The sequence below is a fragment of the Chryseolinea sp. T2 genome (genome assembly GCF_037203685.1).
GTDB lineage: Bacteria > Bacteroidota > Bacteroidia > Cytophagales > Cyclobacteriaceae > Chryseolinea.
Genome location: NZ_JBBCAU010000003.1, coordinates 1,080,530 through 1,098,696 on the forward strand (window position 1 = coordinate 1,080,530; position 18,167 = coordinate 1,098,696).

General features: G+C 45.9%; 13 protein-coding genes. 2 read left to right on the top strand and 11 right to left on the bottom strand.

Going from position 1 to position 18,167, the window contains the following annotated elements; all coding sequences use genetic code 11:
- Nucleotides 1-7: 7 nt before the first annotated feature.
- The 10 genes from WBG78_RS14365 to WBG78_RS14410 all read right to left on the bottom strand — a co-directional run bounded on the left by WBG78_RS14365 (nucleotide 8) and on the right by WBG78_RS14410 (nucleotide 11,977).
- Nucleotides 8-1,402 (bottom strand): hypothetical protein, encoded by a 1,395-nt coding sequence (locus WBG78_RS14365; protein ID WP_337327124.1) that lies wholly within the window; start codon nucleotides 1,400-1,402, stop codon nucleotides 8-10.
- The gene (locus WBG78_RS14370) at nucleotides 1,368-2,453 is read right to left on the bottom strand and encodes a trypsin-like peptidase domain-containing protein (RefSeq protein ID WP_337327125.1); all 1,086 of its coding nucleotides are present in this window, start codon (nucleotides 2,451-2,453) and stop codon (nucleotides 1,368-1,370) included. The genes WBG78_RS14365 and WBG78_RS14370 overlap by 35 nt, the downstream gene beginning before the upstream one ends.
- Nucleotides 2,450-3,478: a hypothetical protein gene (locus WBG78_RS14375; RefSeq protein WP_337327126.1), complete on the bottom strand. Its 1,029-nt coding sequence runs from the start codon at nucleotides 3,476-3,478 to the stop codon at nucleotides 2,450-2,452. The genes WBG78_RS14370 and WBG78_RS14375 overlap by 4 nt, the downstream gene beginning before the upstream one ends.
- Before the next feature lie 68 nt (nucleotides 3,479-3,546).
- A complete protein-coding gene (locus WBG78_RS14380) occupies nucleotides 3,547-4,101 on the bottom strand; it encodes a hypothetical protein (protein WP_337327127.1) in 555 nt (184 codons plus the stop codon).
- A 521-nt stretch (nucleotides 4,102-4,622) separates the two neighbouring features.
- Nucleotides 4,623-5,771 carry a hypothetical protein gene (locus WBG78_RS14385; RefSeq protein WP_337327128.1) on the bottom strand — a complete coding sequence of 383 codons (1,149 nt, stop codon included), beginning with the start codon at nucleotides 5,769-5,771 and terminating at the stop codon, nucleotides 4,623-4,625.
- 699 nt (nucleotides 5,772-6,470) lie between these two features.
- Nucleotides 6,471-7,727, bottom strand: a complete 1,257-nt coding sequence (locus tag WBG78_RS14390; protein ID WP_337327129.1) for a ComEC/Rec2 family competence protein — start codon at nucleotides 7,725-7,727, stop codon at nucleotides 6,471-6,473.
- 205 nt (nucleotides 7,728-7,932) lie between these two features.
- Nucleotides 7,933-9,264, bottom strand: coding sequence for a gliding motility-associated C-terminal domain-containing protein (locus WBG78_RS14395; RefSeq protein WP_337327130.1), 1,332 nt, complete (start codon nucleotides 9,262-9,264; stop codon nucleotides 7,933-7,935).
- Between the two features lie 107 nt (nucleotides 9,265-9,371).
- A complete protein-coding gene (locus WBG78_RS14400; protein ID WP_337327131.1) occupies nucleotides 9,372-9,692 on the bottom strand; it encodes a hypothetical protein in 321 nt (106 codons plus the stop codon).
- Between the two features lie 200 nt (nucleotides 9,693-9,892).
- On the bottom strand, nucleotides 9,893-10,444 hold the full coding sequence (locus WBG78_RS14405) for a Crp/Fnr family transcriptional regulator (protein ID WP_337327132.1): 552 nt from the start codon (nucleotides 10,442-10,444) through the stop codon (nucleotides 9,893-9,895).
- 282 nt (nucleotides 10,445-10,726) lie between these two features.
- On the bottom strand, nucleotides 10,727-11,977 hold the full coding sequence (locus tag WBG78_RS14410) for a PQQ-dependent sugar dehydrogenase (RefSeq protein ID WP_337327133.1): 1,251 nt from the start codon (nucleotides 11,975-11,977) through the stop codon (nucleotides 10,727-10,729).
- Between the two features lie 234 nt (nucleotides 11,978-12,211).
- On the opposite strand from WBG78_RS14410, the gene WBG78_RS14415 reads away from it, so the two are divergent.
- A complete protein-coding gene (locus tag WBG78_RS14415) occupies nucleotides 12,212-14,659 on the top strand; it encodes an ABC transporter permease (protein ID WP_337327134.1) in 2,448 nt (815 codons plus the stop codon).
- Nucleotides 14,660-14,804: 145 nt separating this feature from the next.
- Complete coding sequence (locus WBG78_RS14420) at nucleotides 14,805-17,639, top strand: PAS domain-containing sensor histidine kinase (RefSeq protein WP_337327135.1); 2,835 nt, start codon at nucleotides 14,805-14,807, stop codon at nucleotides 17,637-17,639.
- A 54-nt stretch (nucleotides 17,640-17,693) separates the two neighbouring features.
- On the opposite strand, the gene WBG78_RS14425 is transcribed toward WBG78_RS14420, so the two are convergent.
- On the bottom strand, nucleotides 17,694-18,110 hold the full coding sequence (locus WBG78_RS14425) for a winged helix-turn-helix transcriptional regulator (RefSeq protein ID WP_337327136.1): 417 nt from the start codon (nucleotides 18,108-18,110) through the stop codon (nucleotides 17,694-17,696).
- Nucleotides 18,111-18,167: the final 57 nt, after the last annotated feature.

Genomic DNA, 18,167 nt, shown 5'->3' on the forward strand with positions numbered 1-18,167 from the left:
TGCCTTCTTAGTCCTTTCCTTTTAAGCCCCACTTTCCCTTAAGTCTAAATTCCAGTTCAACTCCAATCCTAAATGGACTTCCAGTCTCAGATTGAAAGTCTAACATCGAATAGCCCTCCATGTAGATCCAATCCGCATCGCCCGAGATTGGAGTAGTTTGATACAAAGCGCTTAGTATTATTCTTCCGCTGCCGATTTCCAAACCCAACTCCGCGACGAAGGCACCAGTAATCACGGAAGCATCCTCTACCGTTAGCTTAGTTCGCTCAACATGAGTATCACTTGAATATTGAACGGTCAACGGCAGCTGATAGCCGGGCGCATAGCCTATCCCAAAAAAGTCATTACTCGACTTATCACGTTTAAATACCCATTCCAACAAAATCGGCACTTCAAACACCTGATTACGAAACGAGTGCACTTTTATGTTGTTTGACGACAGCTCGATTGGTTCTTCCAGATTGAAACGAGAATAAGAATACCTTGGCTTAAGCGCAGCACGAAATATGCCGACATCAGGCCGAAGATAGAAACTCCATCCGGCGGTAAATCCGAAACCACCAGCCCCCCCCGTCACCGCGAGATGTCCGCTGAACGCAGGACCCATAGCTATCGCGTATATCTTGTTGTCGCTTCTTATCTTCTTGTCATCGGATGCCTTCTTTTCGCTTTCTTTCGCATTCAGCACGCATATGGTCTCCGCTGAACCACGTTTAATAAGCTTGAAGTAGTTACAATTCGTCGCTTCATACATAGTGCTAAAAATATCGGCCATATCTACTGCGATAAATGTCACATCTTCAGCCTTATTCTTGTCTTGCTCCGAGGCAACAAGACCGACAACACTTCCATCATAATCAATTAGCGGCATACCACTTTCATAATATTCACCGGTCGTAACCTTTCCTCTGTATAGTTGTTCCGATCTGCTGAAAATTTCATAAGAAGCATTGTTATTGAACCACACCCCGTCGGCCTTGCCATTGTTTATATATGAGCGCAATTTTTGATTGACTCCCCCTATGGATGAATAGCTTAGGCGTTGAATTTCTAAACTTGTTGAGGCCATGATGGAATACAAACCGACATACGCCTCGCCGACTTTAAATGTTCGTATCAACTTGGCTGAGTTTGGCTTGTCACCGTGATAAAAGAAGACTGTACTAAGATTTTCTACCGGCTCGTTGAGCGTCGCCATAAGAAAGTAATAGCGATCCTTCCGTGAGTCATCCTGGCCTACAATAAATCCAAAATTATTATCGACGCCGACAATATTGTTGTAATAACGCTGTAAGTCGCCCTGCGCCAAACACCTGTTTCCAAGCGGCAAGTATGCAAGAAAGCAGATGATAGCGTATGCTAAAAGTTCACTTCGCTTCAGCACCGAAAATCTGAACTTCATAGATAGCAATGGGTGTGGGTTTGTTATTTCCATCTTGCTTAACCTTTACAAAGATTTCGAGCTTGTCAATCATGACTACTTCCGGTAAGTTGTAGACAAGCCAACTACCTCCAACCGCCGGCTCAAAATGACTGAGGGAGCGGCTGAAGAATACTTTCCGATGTTCCGCCACCTGGAAATATCCAACCGGCAGAGACTCCGCATCAGCGTCTGGAAAATACATCCTTACACGACTTACGGCCTGACTAACACCAAAATCAAAACTCACTCCATTCCATCCCTTTTCCGAACTTTGCCAGAAGGTCGATAACTGTTTGTCCATTGCAGCTTCGGGTCTCACACAATTTCCTGCCACTACCCGTATTGCTCGTACTTTTATATGCGCATTGAGTTCAATTTCAGGTGGCTTATCCGCGACAATGCTTTCTTGCTTACGTGTTGCCAATTGTTTCCACTGCCAGTTAATGCCCCAATTCTTTAGAGCACTGTTTACGATGACGGCGGGGACGAAGGCAACTGCTGTTGTCAACAACACTCCTGCAAATGAGCCATCCGCCCAGACCGGAGAGCCAGAATCACCACCTTCTACCCCTTTCATTTTACAGATCACCGTGCCATCATCGATACTCATCACCTGGCCATTACCATCCAATGGCAATATCGCATAGTCCAATCGGGGGCTACGTATATTCACGACATCGCCGGGGCGCACATCACTCATATAGGTACCATACTCAAACTTCATTCCCGGCGCGTTCGCCTTCAATAAACTCAAGTCCAGGTCTTCATTACGTCTGAACACCATTGCCGTTACCACTTTCCTTTGACCACCGAAATTAAGAGTCACCATTACCGAGTCCGCTTTATCGACCACATGATTGGCCGTCAAGACAAAAACACTGGTTGCCGTTGATGATATTATCAGCCCTCCTCCCATTTCAGACGTAACCGGATTATTTATCGTCGCCAGAACAGCCGAGTTGAGTCCTTGAGATTGGGCTCGACTAGTGGTCAAAGTCAGACCTATGAAAATTAGCAACCCTAATTTCATGTCCGAACTCTCTTTGGCCAGAACAATCCCATAAGCAATGGCAACATCGTGAGCCCTATAAGCCAAAAGTAAGGGTACTTTTGGTAAGAGATTGCAACACGTACTGGCATTCTGTTAAACCTCGGAGAGGTTTCAATCAGCTCGGCTCCGCATAACAATCTCGTTGCAATTCCTTCAACATAGACAGCGAATCCCTTAGCCGTCTTTGAAACCTTGATGTTTGCGTTCCCTTCAAATTGAACGGAAAGCTTGTCGTGATTTCGGACGATAATGGAATCACCTGACGTTTCCAACAATCGAATAACACCCCCCTTTATTGAGGTGTCAACAAATTCCTTGGTAGGACTTCTTTCCACGAAATCCACTTTTCGAATCTTCATTGGCGGAAACTCGAGAGTCTTTACACCAGTCACATTGATCCCAAATTCTTCGTGCCCCAAACTCTTCTCAATTTTCAAGTCCCTTGACACGATCTGAAGGGAATCTATATCTACATCTGACTCTACAACTAATGTACTATTCGAAATCTTGAGTGCGCCTCTTACAAATGAACCAGGTGTTCCGGATACTGCAAGTATCAATTCGTCAGTAACTCTGCTTGCAAGTGTTATCTCAGCTTGAGATGGTATTTGAAGTACATCAAGATGTATCGATGAATTGGAGCGCTCAATAAACGACCACTGTACAGCCTTGCCGCTACTTGAGTCGGTTGTTACCCTGGTTAATCCGTTTGGCCCTTCGTAACCTTGACTATTATTTAAATCAATGTCACCCAGCATGTTCTCTTCTGCAGTCAAGAAGGAAACATCTGAAACCTGCACGCTAATAGCAACAGCGGTTGATGAAACAGGCCTGGTAATTAATACCCATGCGACAATCAACAACATGAATAGAAATGGCAGGATGCAGAATTTCAGTAGCCAATTTCTTACATGGTGTTTTGCCTCAACTATGTGTTGAAGTTTATTTAACCTCTTGGACCGCAATTCTGATTCAAGGTCGTCAAGCCCATGTGTATGCTTCATTTCAAGCTTCACAAGCAGGCAAAGAAAGAACCAAACTCTTGTCCAGTACGATGTAAACCAACGAAAGTTCAAGGTACAATCAGGTTGAAAGTGCGCGACGTTGTGTCACCATTGCTAACTCTATACTTGACCTCTAAGCATATGTTACCCTTCATGGTGCCTTGGGGAACGGAAAAAGTAATTGGAGTTTGAGGCCCGAATCCAGTGCCCTCGACAATCTTATATTCACTATATTCACCACACCCCCCGACGTCTCTGTTAGCTATCCTCCATTGAGCTTCTACGACTATAGCATTCGGCAAAAATTTAAGAAAAAATGTCTGCGCTTCTGGCACGACACCACTGTAGGACTTGGAAGCCACCTTCAAAGGGAAATAATTGGTTTCGCCTTTCTCTTCTACATATCCATATACTCCAAGTGATTTGTCGGTAATATGATAAGGTGCAATTATCGCCTTCACAGGAAGTACTTTAAAACCACTTGACAATTTAAAGTCGAGTCGATAGCTATCTCTCATTCCAAAATTCACACCTCTCCCACTCCCGCTTGCGTTTAATCGGGGATCTGCTGAGGTGAACGTAAGTATTTCTGCTTCGCTGCACTGATACCTAAACTTGCCCATTGTAAACTGAAGAAGGTCTAAAGTTTTGCCGGATATTTTCTTATTAAAAATCCCCTCGCACCGATCATCTTGCTGTCTGTGAGAATAGCCATCAGGCCCAGGCTTTGGTATAAGTCCGTATTCGCTGCAGGGCTGCGCCAATGAAACAACTTGCGCGACAGCTTGGAGAAGTAGGCATAGACAAAAGTTTCGCATTGTATGACGCACGTTTAGGGATTGACTTGCAATTTCTTAAGTAACGCTCCGGTTCTAAGAACACTCACGTCAACTGATCAGGTGTAACGTTTAAAGTGGATTGCCGAAACTCTTGATCGATGGCTGACTGAAAATTGTTGGGATTCTCCCGGCCGCAAATAGTTGCATCAATGCACCGGGCATTGCCGTTGAGGTGGCTTCGAAATCGCATAACAGAGGGGTGTAACTTAGCCTAATATACAATCTGCAAGTAATTAATCAAACCTCTGACAATTTACGATGAGCACCAATTTTCGTTAGCTCTCCAATTCGACTACGGTTATAATTCAGTCAGCAGTATTGAATTGACTATACAGATAAGGCTTAACCAAAGTAAATGTGATATACTCCACGTTGTCGTCCCCCTCAATGTAAGTTCTCCCCTCCACTCCCCCAAAGCGTCGTTCGTCGAGCACATGACGTATGGTGTACTTGGCTGATAAGATGAGTAGCTTGTTTTCCTTCGCGCCAATTCCATCCTTTTTAATCTGGGCTTCAAACTTCAAACTCCCTGAAAGATCGATTCCCGGAACGCCTTCCTGATAAATCAATATGCTGTTCTTATCTATCGATCCCGAAAACACGACATAACGTTTTGAAAAATTGAATTTCTCAAGCTTCGACCGTCCGCGCTTGTAACTTGCCGCAACGCCAAGCGTGGTATCCTTTCCAATACCTCCAGCGACTGAGAAGCCGCTTGTGATAGCATCTTCCTCTGAGCCAAGATCCACCGATGACCACTCCAGTTTTGCATTAGCCCACGCCTTGTACTCAAGGTCTTTGGAATAAATACGATAAGTGGCCTTCACGATTCTATCAGCCGGATCAGAGCACAGATTTTGCGTTGACAGAATAATGCTTACCGTTTGATATTCCGTCGACTTCTTGTCTTTGTGGTCGCTCGAATACAAATCATCCTGATTCTTTACATCCACATCCATGAAAAGTTTTCTCGAAATGGTTGGATCACTTAATAACTTCGAATCTTTAGCAAGCATCTGCTCGACATACTTACTCTGCGCTTCTTCAGCAAGATTCAGTACACTTCGATGTGATACAGGTTCATCGACTTCCTTTATGCTTAGTGACGGATAAATGGCAACACTTGGCAGCTTCGTCAGTCTTAAATCCTGCAGGTTTTGTAATTGACCCTTGTGGTAGGCATTGAAGTGTTCCTCCCAGATCGTCGTTATTTTGGGAAGCCTATCTTTGTCAAAGTCAGATAAATAGCTTCCAATTGCTGTATGAAAAGGGGAAGGAATTCCCTTGATCCACAAATTGTCAATGAATTCATAATACGATTGTTCGCCACGCACGCCCTTGTAAAAGTTTGAGCCCGTGCGCTCAGGATTCTTAAGATTGTACACTCCATGCTTATCCACTGCCAGTCGAATATCGTCAAATGTGAGATAGGGATAGGCCGATACATCCGACACATGCATCTTAGAGTAATACCAATGCGTCTTGCTCCTACATCCCAGAAGAGAACTAATCAGGAAAATTGAAAACGCAACTCTACACGGACGATACTTCATATTACACAACGTGAGGATGGAGACAGAGAATGATCCTTCTGCGCCAAGCCTTGAATTAGACCTTCCGCGTCAAAAGAATTTGCTGTACGAAGTTAGAAAATTTTTCCAGTCCGCAAAGAACTTTGCACTCAACCTACTTACTCATACTCGCCGCCGTCAGTCTTCCTTGCGCCTAGCCATCGGCCATTTAATCCTCGTCGACCACGTCGTTGCCGTGTTAACAAAGGCTCCAGTTGAAACTCCGTGACTGAGGCTTGTCCCCCTTCACAATGTTAAAATTCTCATCGAGCTCAAATTCGAGAATGTCATGGTCACTCGACGGAACGCTGATTACAAATCACCCGTTGACTTAAATTTTGATCTTTTGGATTACTCGTCGAACAGCCACGATACAGATACTAAGATCGGTCACCACGCCAGGAACTTAATCAAAAGACTTACACGTATCTGCCTAAGATCCTTCGACCAGTTGTAATATTCATTTGTGAAAGGCTTGGGGGGACTGACGAAGATCCTACGGACGACAAATGAATGTACTAGTTATTACAACGGTAACAATACCGAGCTTCAGGTCGCCGGAGTATCAGCGATCTCATGTCATCATCTCGATTGATAAGGCCCATAGCTCGCTACCACCTCCCGCTTCTCCGAAAGATCATCAAGAACATAGATCATATACCGCGCACCATTATCATAAACACGAACCACCACATGTCCGTGTTGACTGCGATAACTTTGATCAATACGATCACCTATTACAAGTCTGTTCGCCTCAAGCATATCAGTAGTAAAAAGATCACGTGCACCTGGATATAAAGCCTCCGAGGTAATTCTTCGCAGCACTTCCTCGCCCGGATGATCCGACGACCACACCTGCTGCACCCACACACGTGGTCTTAAGGCACGAACATATGCAGGACTTTGAGAATCGCGATTCCCATGATGATTAAGTGTAGCCACATCAACGGGCCCGATAACGGGAGCCACATGCGCTTCCAGACTTGTCGCATCACTCTCACCAATATTGTTCATACCGCTGATGTCTCCTCCTGTGAAGTAATCAAAAGCGCCATACGAAATCCTGATGCACGTGCTCAAGGGATTTTCTCCAGGATACTGTCCAGCGTTGAAGAGCGAAACGTAATCATTGTCTGCATAACCGGTCCATACCTGACCATTGACAGAAATATTGCGCACAACAAAGTTGGGATACTTCGTCGGTTCTTTCTTAAGAACGATCTGATCCTTAGCACCGGGTTTGAGCTTTTGATGAACCATTCCGTTCTTCTTAGATTGATAGTCGATAAACTTCCAATACTCACGAAGACTTTGAAAATCCTTACTTTTTGATGGATCTTCAGATTCTCTATGAAGGTCAATGGGAAAATCAAAACCACGATCAATCATGGTCCCGATCTTCACACGCTCTCCAACACCTGTCATCCCGAAAAGGCTGTAGCTTCCATCTGCCGACATCGGTCGTGTCTCATCCCACTCACCAAAGTGATCGTCATGAAAATGAGTGATCATCGAGTAGTCTAAGGCAGGTTGTTTGCCATCGGGCATGAATTGCCGGATGTAGTCGACGATCCATTCTGATGGCGAACGTTTGTCATTAGGTTTACGCACCGTGTTTCGCGGCGACATTGTCCGGGGATGAGTATCCGATAGGTCACCGGCATCGACCAGCATAGTGGTTCCGTCAGGAAACGTAAGAAAGGCAGCATTGCCACGGCCTGTGCTGATGTGATGAATGTCAAGGAAGCCTTTCTGCCAGGGCGGCAGCGGGCCCTTGTTTTGAGCGTTGCTTGTGAAGCCGACAACAAGACAAATGGCTAATAGTAGCGATATTCTCATCAACGTAAATCCTTAATTCAAACCTGACGCAGTATAACAACATTACAAAAGGAAGGGTACTCCGTCAGATCAATTTAAGATTAAGTGTACATCAACGCAATTGCAGGCTGTCGAGATCGATCGCTCAATTTTGGCCTAAGATTGCATGAAAGATGGTGGATATCGGTCCACTCACAAAATCTCAGCAGACCCCAATTATCGATGGCTATTGATGCTGCCGCTGCAACGTGACGGTCCCTTTAAATGACTTCTGAACGTCCTCTCCATTAATCGTACAACTCAGAACGACAGTCCAGTAATACACACCCGATGATATCTCAACGCCATGACTATTTCCATCCCAATAATCGTCCAGGTCAGAAGTTTCATATACCATCGATCCCCACCTGTTTACAATTTGCAGCGACGTGTTCGTCACTCTGTCGCCATGAGAAATCTCGAAGAAGTCATTTTTGTTGTCGCCGTTTGGCGTGAAGACATTCGGCGCCGACACGGTGCAACAGGTGTTATCAACTCCAACGTCAAATGTTTTTGAAATCACGTCACAACCATTGTCGACAGTCTGAGCGTACGTTCCTGCCTTGGTTACCTGGATCATCTCCGACTTGTCTCCTGTATTCCAATGGTACGACGCACCATCAATACGATAGCCAATTTCGCTCACCTCACCTTCACATATCGATATGACTTCATTGCCGGGTGGGCTAAGCGCAGGAATATAATTTATGGTTACGCTATCAGACAGCACGCAATGTTCCTGCTTCACCTTCACGGAGTATATTCCCTGTTGGCTAATAACCGTACTGCGGCCAGCTACACCGTTGCTCCATTCGATATCTTGTTCATCGGTTACATCTCTTAGCATCAGTGTTACCGGTTCACCGGCGCATACACTGATATCCTCACCGAGCTCAATGCTTCGCGTTTCGAGATGAATATCGTCCAGTACGATGTTTCCCATTGTCTTGCTTTCTCCCGGATAGTCTGCCTCGAACACCAGGGACGTGAGATTGGATGTAGCTGTGAATTCGAACGAGTAGTACTTCCATTCGTTGTGGTCTATCGCCTCTGATTTCGCCAGCTGATATGCCATAGAACATTGCCCATCACCGCCATAAATATTCAGGACGGCCGGCTGGTCATAATAATAGATACCTCCCCAGCCATCATTATGAACCATATCGTGGGCATTTGCAAGGGCAACTGTGAGCTTGTAGCATTGGCCCTGCTGTAATGGCTTTTGCAATGGTGTACCTATTGCTTCTGTCATTGCATCATTTGGATTGCCCAGCACTCCTCTCGTTACCAGGCCTGCGAAAGTGGTGCCATGGATCGGTGCTCTGTTGATGCCATAGATATTCGTGGCGGTGCCATGAGTATCGGGCGTGCTCCACTCTTTGCACGCATACCATCCGGGTGGAGTCTTTGACATTCCGGCAGTTCCCTCGAACGATGCGTTCTCCAGGAACTGCGCTCTTGCTAAAACAGGAATAATTGAAACAAGGAAGGGGACAACTAAACGAAAGGAAATTCTCACTGCGTAACGGTCGATTTCGGACAACACGGGGATGTTGTCCTTGATACGGCCATCACCCTAATGGTGACCTAACATCGAAATGACAATTTGGCAATGGATGAATCTCTTCATTCCATCTCCAATTCGGAAAAAGTATCATACCTGACGGTCAATCCCAATCGCTGGACAAATTCCATCCGGTTAAAATGTATTTGCTCGTAATGCCTGGCCAGCGCCTTCTGTGCCTCCTCATAGTATTCCGTATTCTCCCATGTCACAACGGACATCATATGCAGATTCCCGGAATCATCCTTCATCTCATAATAATCACCCTTAACAAAACCAGGCAACGTCTGTAAATAGCGTGGCGTTTGAGTGGACTGTTTCTTAAATTCTTCTATGGAAGCTTTGGGCACATCAATTCTTCCAATGTTCACTTTGTAATTCATTTGCTTTGCGTTTTTAGTTGTTAGACTGCCTGCACCTTTACCACTATCTGATTGGGCCTGAACAGCAAAAGCCACAAGCACCATGCATACAATGATTGCTGAGTTTAATAGATGTTTCGACTGCATAAGATTAATGTCTGATGATGCAGGCAATTTCCGCTACGCCAAGCTGAAAAGTCTTGACATAGGTCAAAAAAGAATTACTTCCTGGATTTAAGACGGCTTAAAGTCTCTTCTCTCATATCAAGAAATGAGGCTAGCACCCGGTTGGATACATTCTGAATGAGCTTGGGATTACCATTCAGAAGTTTCGAGTATCTCTGCTGCGCATTGAGCGTCATCAATGCTTCGATCTTCCTGCTTTGAGTTAAAACAGCAGCTTCAAGCAGCTTTAAATAAAATTCTCTCCATTGATTATCCGACTCTTTCAGACGATGAAGTTCCTGATAATCTATGACCAACAGTTCAGAATTTTCTAAGGCCTCAATGAACTCAAGCGACACACTTTGTGCTACAAAACTCGACCAGGCTGTAACGAAATTATTAGGGAGCGTAACAGAACTTGTCTTTTCGACTCCCTGCTCGTCTATGAAATACGTCCTTACACATCCGCTGAGCAAATAATATAGCTTATCGCACTGATCTCCCGACCGGAGCAAGACAACGTTCTTGGCAGCGGAAAGCGAATAAAACCTCTTAAGAATTTCGTGCGGGGGTCGCATCTCCAGTCCTAAGTGCTGTTTGTGTGACATGTCTTGTTTCGTCGGGTATTACATGGTATTTACGTTAATGACCCGCAAAAAGTTGAAGTGATTCGGGACAAAGAAACTGAACAATAATGGCTCGGATTAAAACCATCTTGCTTCTACGGCAGTCGAACCGAATTCACAAAACTCTTAACTATTTCAGCATACCTGTTGTATCGTTCGACTGCAGCGGATAACACGCATGTATATAAATACATATCATGTATAAATACGTATTAGGAATAGCACCAATAAGCAGCTCTCTGTGCCGATAACCTGTTCATTTGTCTACTTCTTCCTGATCCTATACAACTTCCCTCCATCCGTCACTGCGAATAGCATACCGTTGTGATACGCGATATCACGGAACCGCTCCTGCTTATCCGCCAACAACCATTCTTCACCAACGACCTTATTATTCTTAATCACCAGACGCGCAATACGGTTGCTGCCAAGTCCGCCGATGAATAAACAGTTCTCCCACTCAGGAATGGCTTTACCCTTATAAAAGACCATTCCTCCTGGCGAGTGCACAGGATCCCAGTAATAAACGGGTTGTTCCATGCCGGCCTTTTGTTGAAGAGAGTCACCTATTTTCTTACCGCTGTACTCCAGCCCAAAGGTTATGGTTGGCCAGCCGTAGTTCTTCCCGGCCTTCACAAGGTTTAGTTCATCGCCACCACGCGGACCGAATTCAGCTTCCCACAGATCGCCGGTAACAGGATGAATATCCAGACTCTGCGGATTACGATGACCATAACTGTAGATCTCAGGCATAGCATCCGTGCGGCCAATGAACGGATTACCAGGAGCCGGTTTGCCATCTTTAGTGATCTTAAAAACTTTACCCAATCCCGAGTTCAGCATCTGCGCTTGTGCTCTCCCATCGAGCCGCGCTCTTTCACCCGCACTCACAAACAGATTGCCATCCTTATCAAAGATCAGTCGTGATCCATAGTGAAGCGTGCTGTTATCATGTTCTGGTGTCGCGCGAAAAATAACGACGGGATTTTCAACGCTGCCACTAGCTTCATTCAGTTTGCCTTTGCCTACTGCAGTGACATTCCCCTTCTTATAAGGTTCGGAATATGACCAATAGATAATCCTGTTAGTTGAATAGTTCGGATCGAGTGCGACATCCAGCAACCCTCCCTGATCCCTGTCATCAACTTTAGGCAAGCCTGTAATTTTCTTCACAAGACTTCCATCCGCATTTCGAATCTGCATGAAGCCGGTCTTCTCCGTGAGCAGGAATCTCTCATCGGGCAATAGGATGATTGCCCATGGCCTGCCGAGGTCTTCAGCCAGTTGATCAACCTGGTAAGGGGTGATAGTCTTAACTCCGTTGATGCGAGTTTGTCCTGGAAAGGCAGGTCTATACTTTGTATTTGGAGGATTCTTTTCAAGCGGCGGCAATAATGTAGTATCTGCTTGTACGCTGGGTGCTGAGCGATCATAGCCTGAAGCCGATGATCCGTAATTGCATCCAATGGCGACGAATGTCAGGGCGGCAGCAAATAGGTAATCCACTCTTCTCATGCGCTTGTATTTTTACGGAATGTAGTAAAAATGGGAATTCTGCTGAATTACAATTATCTCACTGTAGCAGCAACATGACGATTGGTACAAGATCGTTGATCATTAGCGGTCTGATCAATTCCACCGGCCTGTAACCTGGCGCCAGCATTCGGCGTCTTGTGCATAGCAATGCAAATCAATGGAACCCAGCACCGGAAATTAGTATAAACCTCTGCCATCTGAACAAACCGCGCTATGATCAAAAATTACCTCGTTGTCAGCTTTCGGAATTTCAGGAAGCACAAAGCGTTCTCCTTCATAAACGTCTTCGGATTGTCGCTTGGAATGACGGTAGCTATGCTCATCATGATGATGCTGTCAGATCAGAAAAGTTACGATCAGCATCATGTAAATAAAGATCGAACATACCGGATACTTTCCGATGATGGTAACTCTCCTTTTCCGTACGCGTCATCACCCACACCGTTGGCGGACGCTTTGAAATCAGAATACCCTTCAATAGAACAAGCCACTCAACTGATTAAAGGAGTCGGCGGTGAGGCTACGTATAACAACCGGACGGTAGAGATGCGTGGATTCTTCACCGACCCGGCATTCTTTGAAATCTTCAATACTGAACTTGAATCAGGAGATCCAAAGAAGGCATTGTCATTTCCCAATTCAATCGTCGTTTCCAGTGAGGTCGCACGTAAATTGTTTGCCGATGAGGACCCGTTAAATAAAATAGTAGAGTTCTCCGACCGGGGGTTACATTATCTCGGGGGCTATCGGAACGAGCCTGCACCAACACCATGGGGAAGTTTCGTGGTCACAGGCGTTCTTTCAGAGACCGCACACAAATCACATCTGCATTTTGATGCGCTGGTTTCATCGGCTTCGTTGCCTTCCCTTATAGCAGAAAAAAAGATCCAGGACCGCCGTACGGACTGGACAAATTTCTATGAGTGTTTTACATATGTGATGCTTACGCAAGCAAACGATCATCATGAACTTAACTATGCGCTGGCTGATGTAACGCAACACCATTATAAAAATTCTGAATTCCAAAAGGATTTTTCGCTGCAAAGTCAGCGACTTACAGACATCACTCCTGGCATATTTACTGCAAATCCCACACGCTTCAGCATGCCTCTGGTAGGATATTACGTGTTAGCTGCACTCGCCTTAATCATCATCCTGTCGGCGTGCCTGAACTACGCAAGTTTGTCGATCGCGAGGTCGCTGACTCGTGCCCGCGAAATTGGAGTACGTAAGGCGACGGGAGCCAACAAGCGGGCGATTGTGTTTCAGTTTCTCAGCGAGTCGATACTCACGTCACTGTTTGCACTGGCGATGGCCCTGGCTTTCCTGGCTCTCGTGACACCCTTATTTCAAAAACTCTGGATCAATCAATACTTACAATTCGATCTGACACTTACCACTTCAACATGCGTCGGCTTCCTGGTTTTGTCACTGTTGATCGGCATTGTTGCAGGAATTTATCCAGCTTTCCATCTCTCAAGTTATCAGCCTGCGAAAGCACTCAAAGGTAGTCAGGACAACCAACGCACTGGCTGGGGGCTGAAAACAGTTCTCAACGCTGCGCAGTTTGTGATATCTCTCTTATTTATCACGACGTCTGTGCTGATCTATAATCAGTTAATACATTTCCGTGAGTTCGACTACGGCCTCAACACACAAGGCGTCGTGAACATACCGCTGCAGGGAAACAACCATACCAAAGTAATGAATGAACTGCAAAGCATCAGCGGCGTAAGCGGCATTTCAGCATGCGACATCATTCCTGCAACTGGCATATCCAATGGAACGCGATTGCTGACGGGAACCAGGCAGGATGATTATAAATACTTTAGCGCATTAGGAGTTGACGAAGCCTTCGTTGCCAACTTTGGATTAAAGCTGTTAGCCGGACGACTTCTCTCCCAAGAGGACGTGACAACCTCTGCTTCGAAATTTGCACTCATTAACCATGCGGGAGTAAAGGCGTTGGGATTCAACCATCCATCAGACGCCATTGGTCAGTTCTTTGAAGAAGGGAACAGCAATCAGGCCGTGCAGGTGATCGGCGTGGTCGAAGATTTTCGGTACAAGCTGTTGATCGAAGAGGATCACATCGGACCCTTGCTGCTGCGCCCGGCATCCAACTTCAATTTTATAAATGTTCGGTTGTCCGGTGCAAACACTCAAAATACCATAGCAGCCATTGAGGCAAAGTGGAAACTGATTGATCCCGCTCATTCGTTCAAATATGATTTTTTTGACGAACAACTATTAAGGACGCACGAAGCCATTTTCGACATCGTGTCGGTGCTGGGCTTTATTGCAGTGATGGCGATAGTCATTTCATGCCTGGGCTTACTTGGAATGGCGACATTTATGGTCGAGCGAAAGACAAGGGAAGTAAGCATTAGAAAGATATTTGGCGCAGAACCCTGGAGCCTTGCCTTTCTGCTCTCAAGAGGTTTTATGAGGATGCTGTTGATCGCCATCCTGATAGGCGGCCCGTTGAGCTATTTTGTCAATGACCTGTGGCTGCAGAAGTTTCCCAATCGTGTTGAATTCGGAGTTGGCACGATGGTTCCCGGTGTGTTGTTGCTGTTGATGTTGGGAATGATAACGATCGGCTCCCAAACGATCAAAGCCTCGAAGGGAAGTCCTGTTGACTCCATTCGAAACGGTTGAAGCGGGTGATAATTCGCACCTTTATTTAATCTTACGATCATTTCCGCCCAGCGTGTTGTAGAGATACTTCCGCAATAACACGTGCACTCCGCGAGTGTATTCATTCTTCCTGTTTCGTATCTTAGCAGTTCAACAGAGTCCCCAAATGATGAACGACAATTCGCTTGCGATAGGGTCAAGTCTTCCCGCTTTTCTCTTTCGCAACAGCGAAATGGCAGCACTCACTCGACAATATGATTGGAGCCGGCATCCGCTCGGTCCGATCGAAGGGTGGTCCGACAGTCTCATGACATCCCTCAGCATCGTGCTGAACAATAAATTCCCGATGTTCCTCTTCTGGGGACCAGAGTTATTTTGCTTTTACAACGACGCTTTCAGACCAAGCCTCGGTGAAGCAGGATCAGGAAAGCATCCCGCTGCACTTGGCAAACAAGGAAGAGAAGTGTGGCCGGAAATATGGCACATCATCGGTCCACAGATAGATCAGGTGTTGCGCGGCGGAGAATCCATCTGGTATGAGGATCAAATGGTGCCCTTCTATCGGAATGGAAAAATCGAAGAGATCTACTGGACGTACTGCTACAACGCAGTCGCCGGACGAAGCGGCTCCATTGCCGGCATAATAGTAACTTGTATCGAGACTACGGACAAAATAGCCGCACAACAAAATCTCATCGTTGAAACCCATCGCGTCCGCGAAAGTGAACACGGTTTCCGTTCGCTGGCAGAAAATCTTCCCGACATCATCTCAAGGCACGATCAGTCATTCAGGTTTACATACGCCAACTCCCGTATCGAAGAGTACAACGGAAAAAAACCGGAAGAAGTACTTGGGAAGTCATTCCGTGAACTTAACCTGTCACCAGAAATTGCATCTTTTTTTGAGCAAAACATCGCGCTCGTTTTTGAATCCGGCAGGTCGCTCGCAGCAGAATTTCAAAATGAAAATGGAAAATATCTCGAAGCCCGTTTTATGCCGGAATTCGATGACGCTCACATCGTAAAATCAGTACTCATCATCGGCACGGATATTTCAGAACGCAAGAAAACAGAGCAAGCGTTTCAGGATAATAAAGAACGTTTACAAGCCGCACTCGATGCATCGCTGACCGGAACATTCCGCTGGGACATTCTCACAAACGAGCTTTCATGGGATGCAAACCTTGACCGGCTATTTGGATTGGCCCCCGGCAAGTCAGTCCAGAGCCTGGATAATTTTATTGAGCGCGTACACATACTTGACCGTCAGGCTGTCATTAACCAATGCCAGCGCTGCGCGGTTGACGGATCTGACTTCGCAATGGTATTCCGGGTGGTGTGGCCGGATGGTACTGTGCGCTGGCTTGATGACAATGGCAAAACATACCGTAATGAAGCCGGCAAACCCATCTACATGACCGGCGCATGCGTCGATGTTACTGAAACGATGGTCGCACACGGCACAATTGAGCAAAGTGAGCTACGCTTTCGATCAACTTTTGAAAACGCAGCAGTAGGCGTAGCACACGTCTCCCTCGATGGGAAATGGCTGCTGATCAATGACACACTCAGCAACATCCTCGGATATTCAAAAAATGAACTAACCAATTTAACCTTTCAGGAAATCACTCATCCCGACGATCTGCAGGAAGATCTCGATCATGTTGCTGACCTCATCGCCGGACGGATGTCCGACTACTCCATGGAGAAGCGTTACATTCGTAAAGATAAAAGCCATATATGGGTTAACCTTACCGTTTCACTTCAGTTCGATGAAAGTGAAAATGAGCCGCTATATTTCATCGCGATCGTACAAGATATTTCCGAACGCAAACGGGCAGAAGATCTGCTCACAGAAACAAGAAATCAATTGACTCAACTGTCGAACTTCATGCCTCAGATGGTTTGGTCTACTCGCGCCGACGGTTATCATGATTTTTATAATCAGCAGTGGTACGACTTCGTTGGATTAACTTACGAAGATACAAAGGCTGAAGGATGGGCAACGGTGCTTCATCCTGATGACGAGGAACGCACGTGGAAAATTTGGAATGAGTCACTGCAGACGGGCAAGCTGTATGAGACAAAATACAGGATGAGACGTCACGACGGGCAGTATCGATGGCTACTGGCGCGCGCAATGCCTTTCCGAAATGCTCAGGGTACCATCGTGCGCTGGTTCGGCACGTGTACCGATATTCATGATCAAAAAGCTGTAGAAGAACAACTGGAAGAATTAGTAGCAGAGCGCACTTATAGATTGAAACAAAGCAACGACGATTTGCTGCAGTTTGCCCATGTCACAAGCCATGATCTGAAGGAACCCTTAAGGAAGGTTCGGTTATTCGCCGACCAACTGAACTCATCTCTGGCAACCGGCAACTATGAATTGGCGTCGTCGCGCCTCCAGAAAATTGACAAGTCGGTCGCAAGATTGTTTTCCATGGTAGAAGGCGTTTTAGAGTATTCTTCCGTCGAGGCCAGCCAGGTATTTAATGAGCCCGTCGACCTGAACGCAGTTATGAAGCTCATCGAATTTGATCTGGAGTTTCTGTTTGACCAGAAGAAAGCAAAGCTGACTTATGAATCATTACCGGTCGTCCGAGGCGAAGATATCCTCGTCCAACGCGTTTTCAGTAATCTGATCTACAACTCGCTTAAGTTCTCCCATCCAGATCGTGACCTTGAAATTGCAATCACCGCCGAAAAGGTCATCAATTATACCAAGGGCGGTAAGAGCTTTCCGGGTGACTATTACAAGATCCTTGTAAAGGACAACGGTATCGGCTTTTCAAATGAATATGCTGAAAAGATCTTCTCTCCATTCACGCGCCTTCATTCAAAAGATAAGTATGAAGGCACGGGCCTGGGACTGGCACTTTGCCGGAAGATCGTGGAGCGACTCGATGGACTCATAGAAGCCACGGGTGAAATTGGAAATGGTGCAACGTTTACCATACTGCTCGGAGCAGCCGCTCCACTGTCGCAGACTGATGTATAAAGCGACTCTGTAAGATGCGTATTTCGCCTGCCTTGCCATGGAAAACGCTGCGCGCTAACTCACGCCTTTCACCTTTTCTCTTAGTACTGCAGCCAGTTCACGAACAACAGCAGCCTTATCCTTCTTTATCTTTTGTCCCAATTCCTTCCTTGGACAATTCCTATTGTACTTCGCCCCCCAGTCCATCAGCTCAATGATCACTGGCATAAGGTCAGCCCCCTTCTGCGTAAGACGATAAATGTACTTTGACTTATTCCCGGGCGACACTTCCCGCGCCAGGATTCCCTCCTCCTCGAGCATGGCAAGTCGGGCGACTAAAATGTTTGTCGCGATTTTCTCTTCAGAATTTAAAAACTCGCTGTACGACATTTTTCCCCTTAGCATCACATCCCTGATAATCAATAGCGACCATTTGTCGCCAATCACATCAAGAGTGCAGCTAATCGGGCAATCCGATCTTATTTTATCCATTTCTAAAGTTATTGCATTTTGCAACAACTTCCTATATTGCACTTGCATTTTGCAACA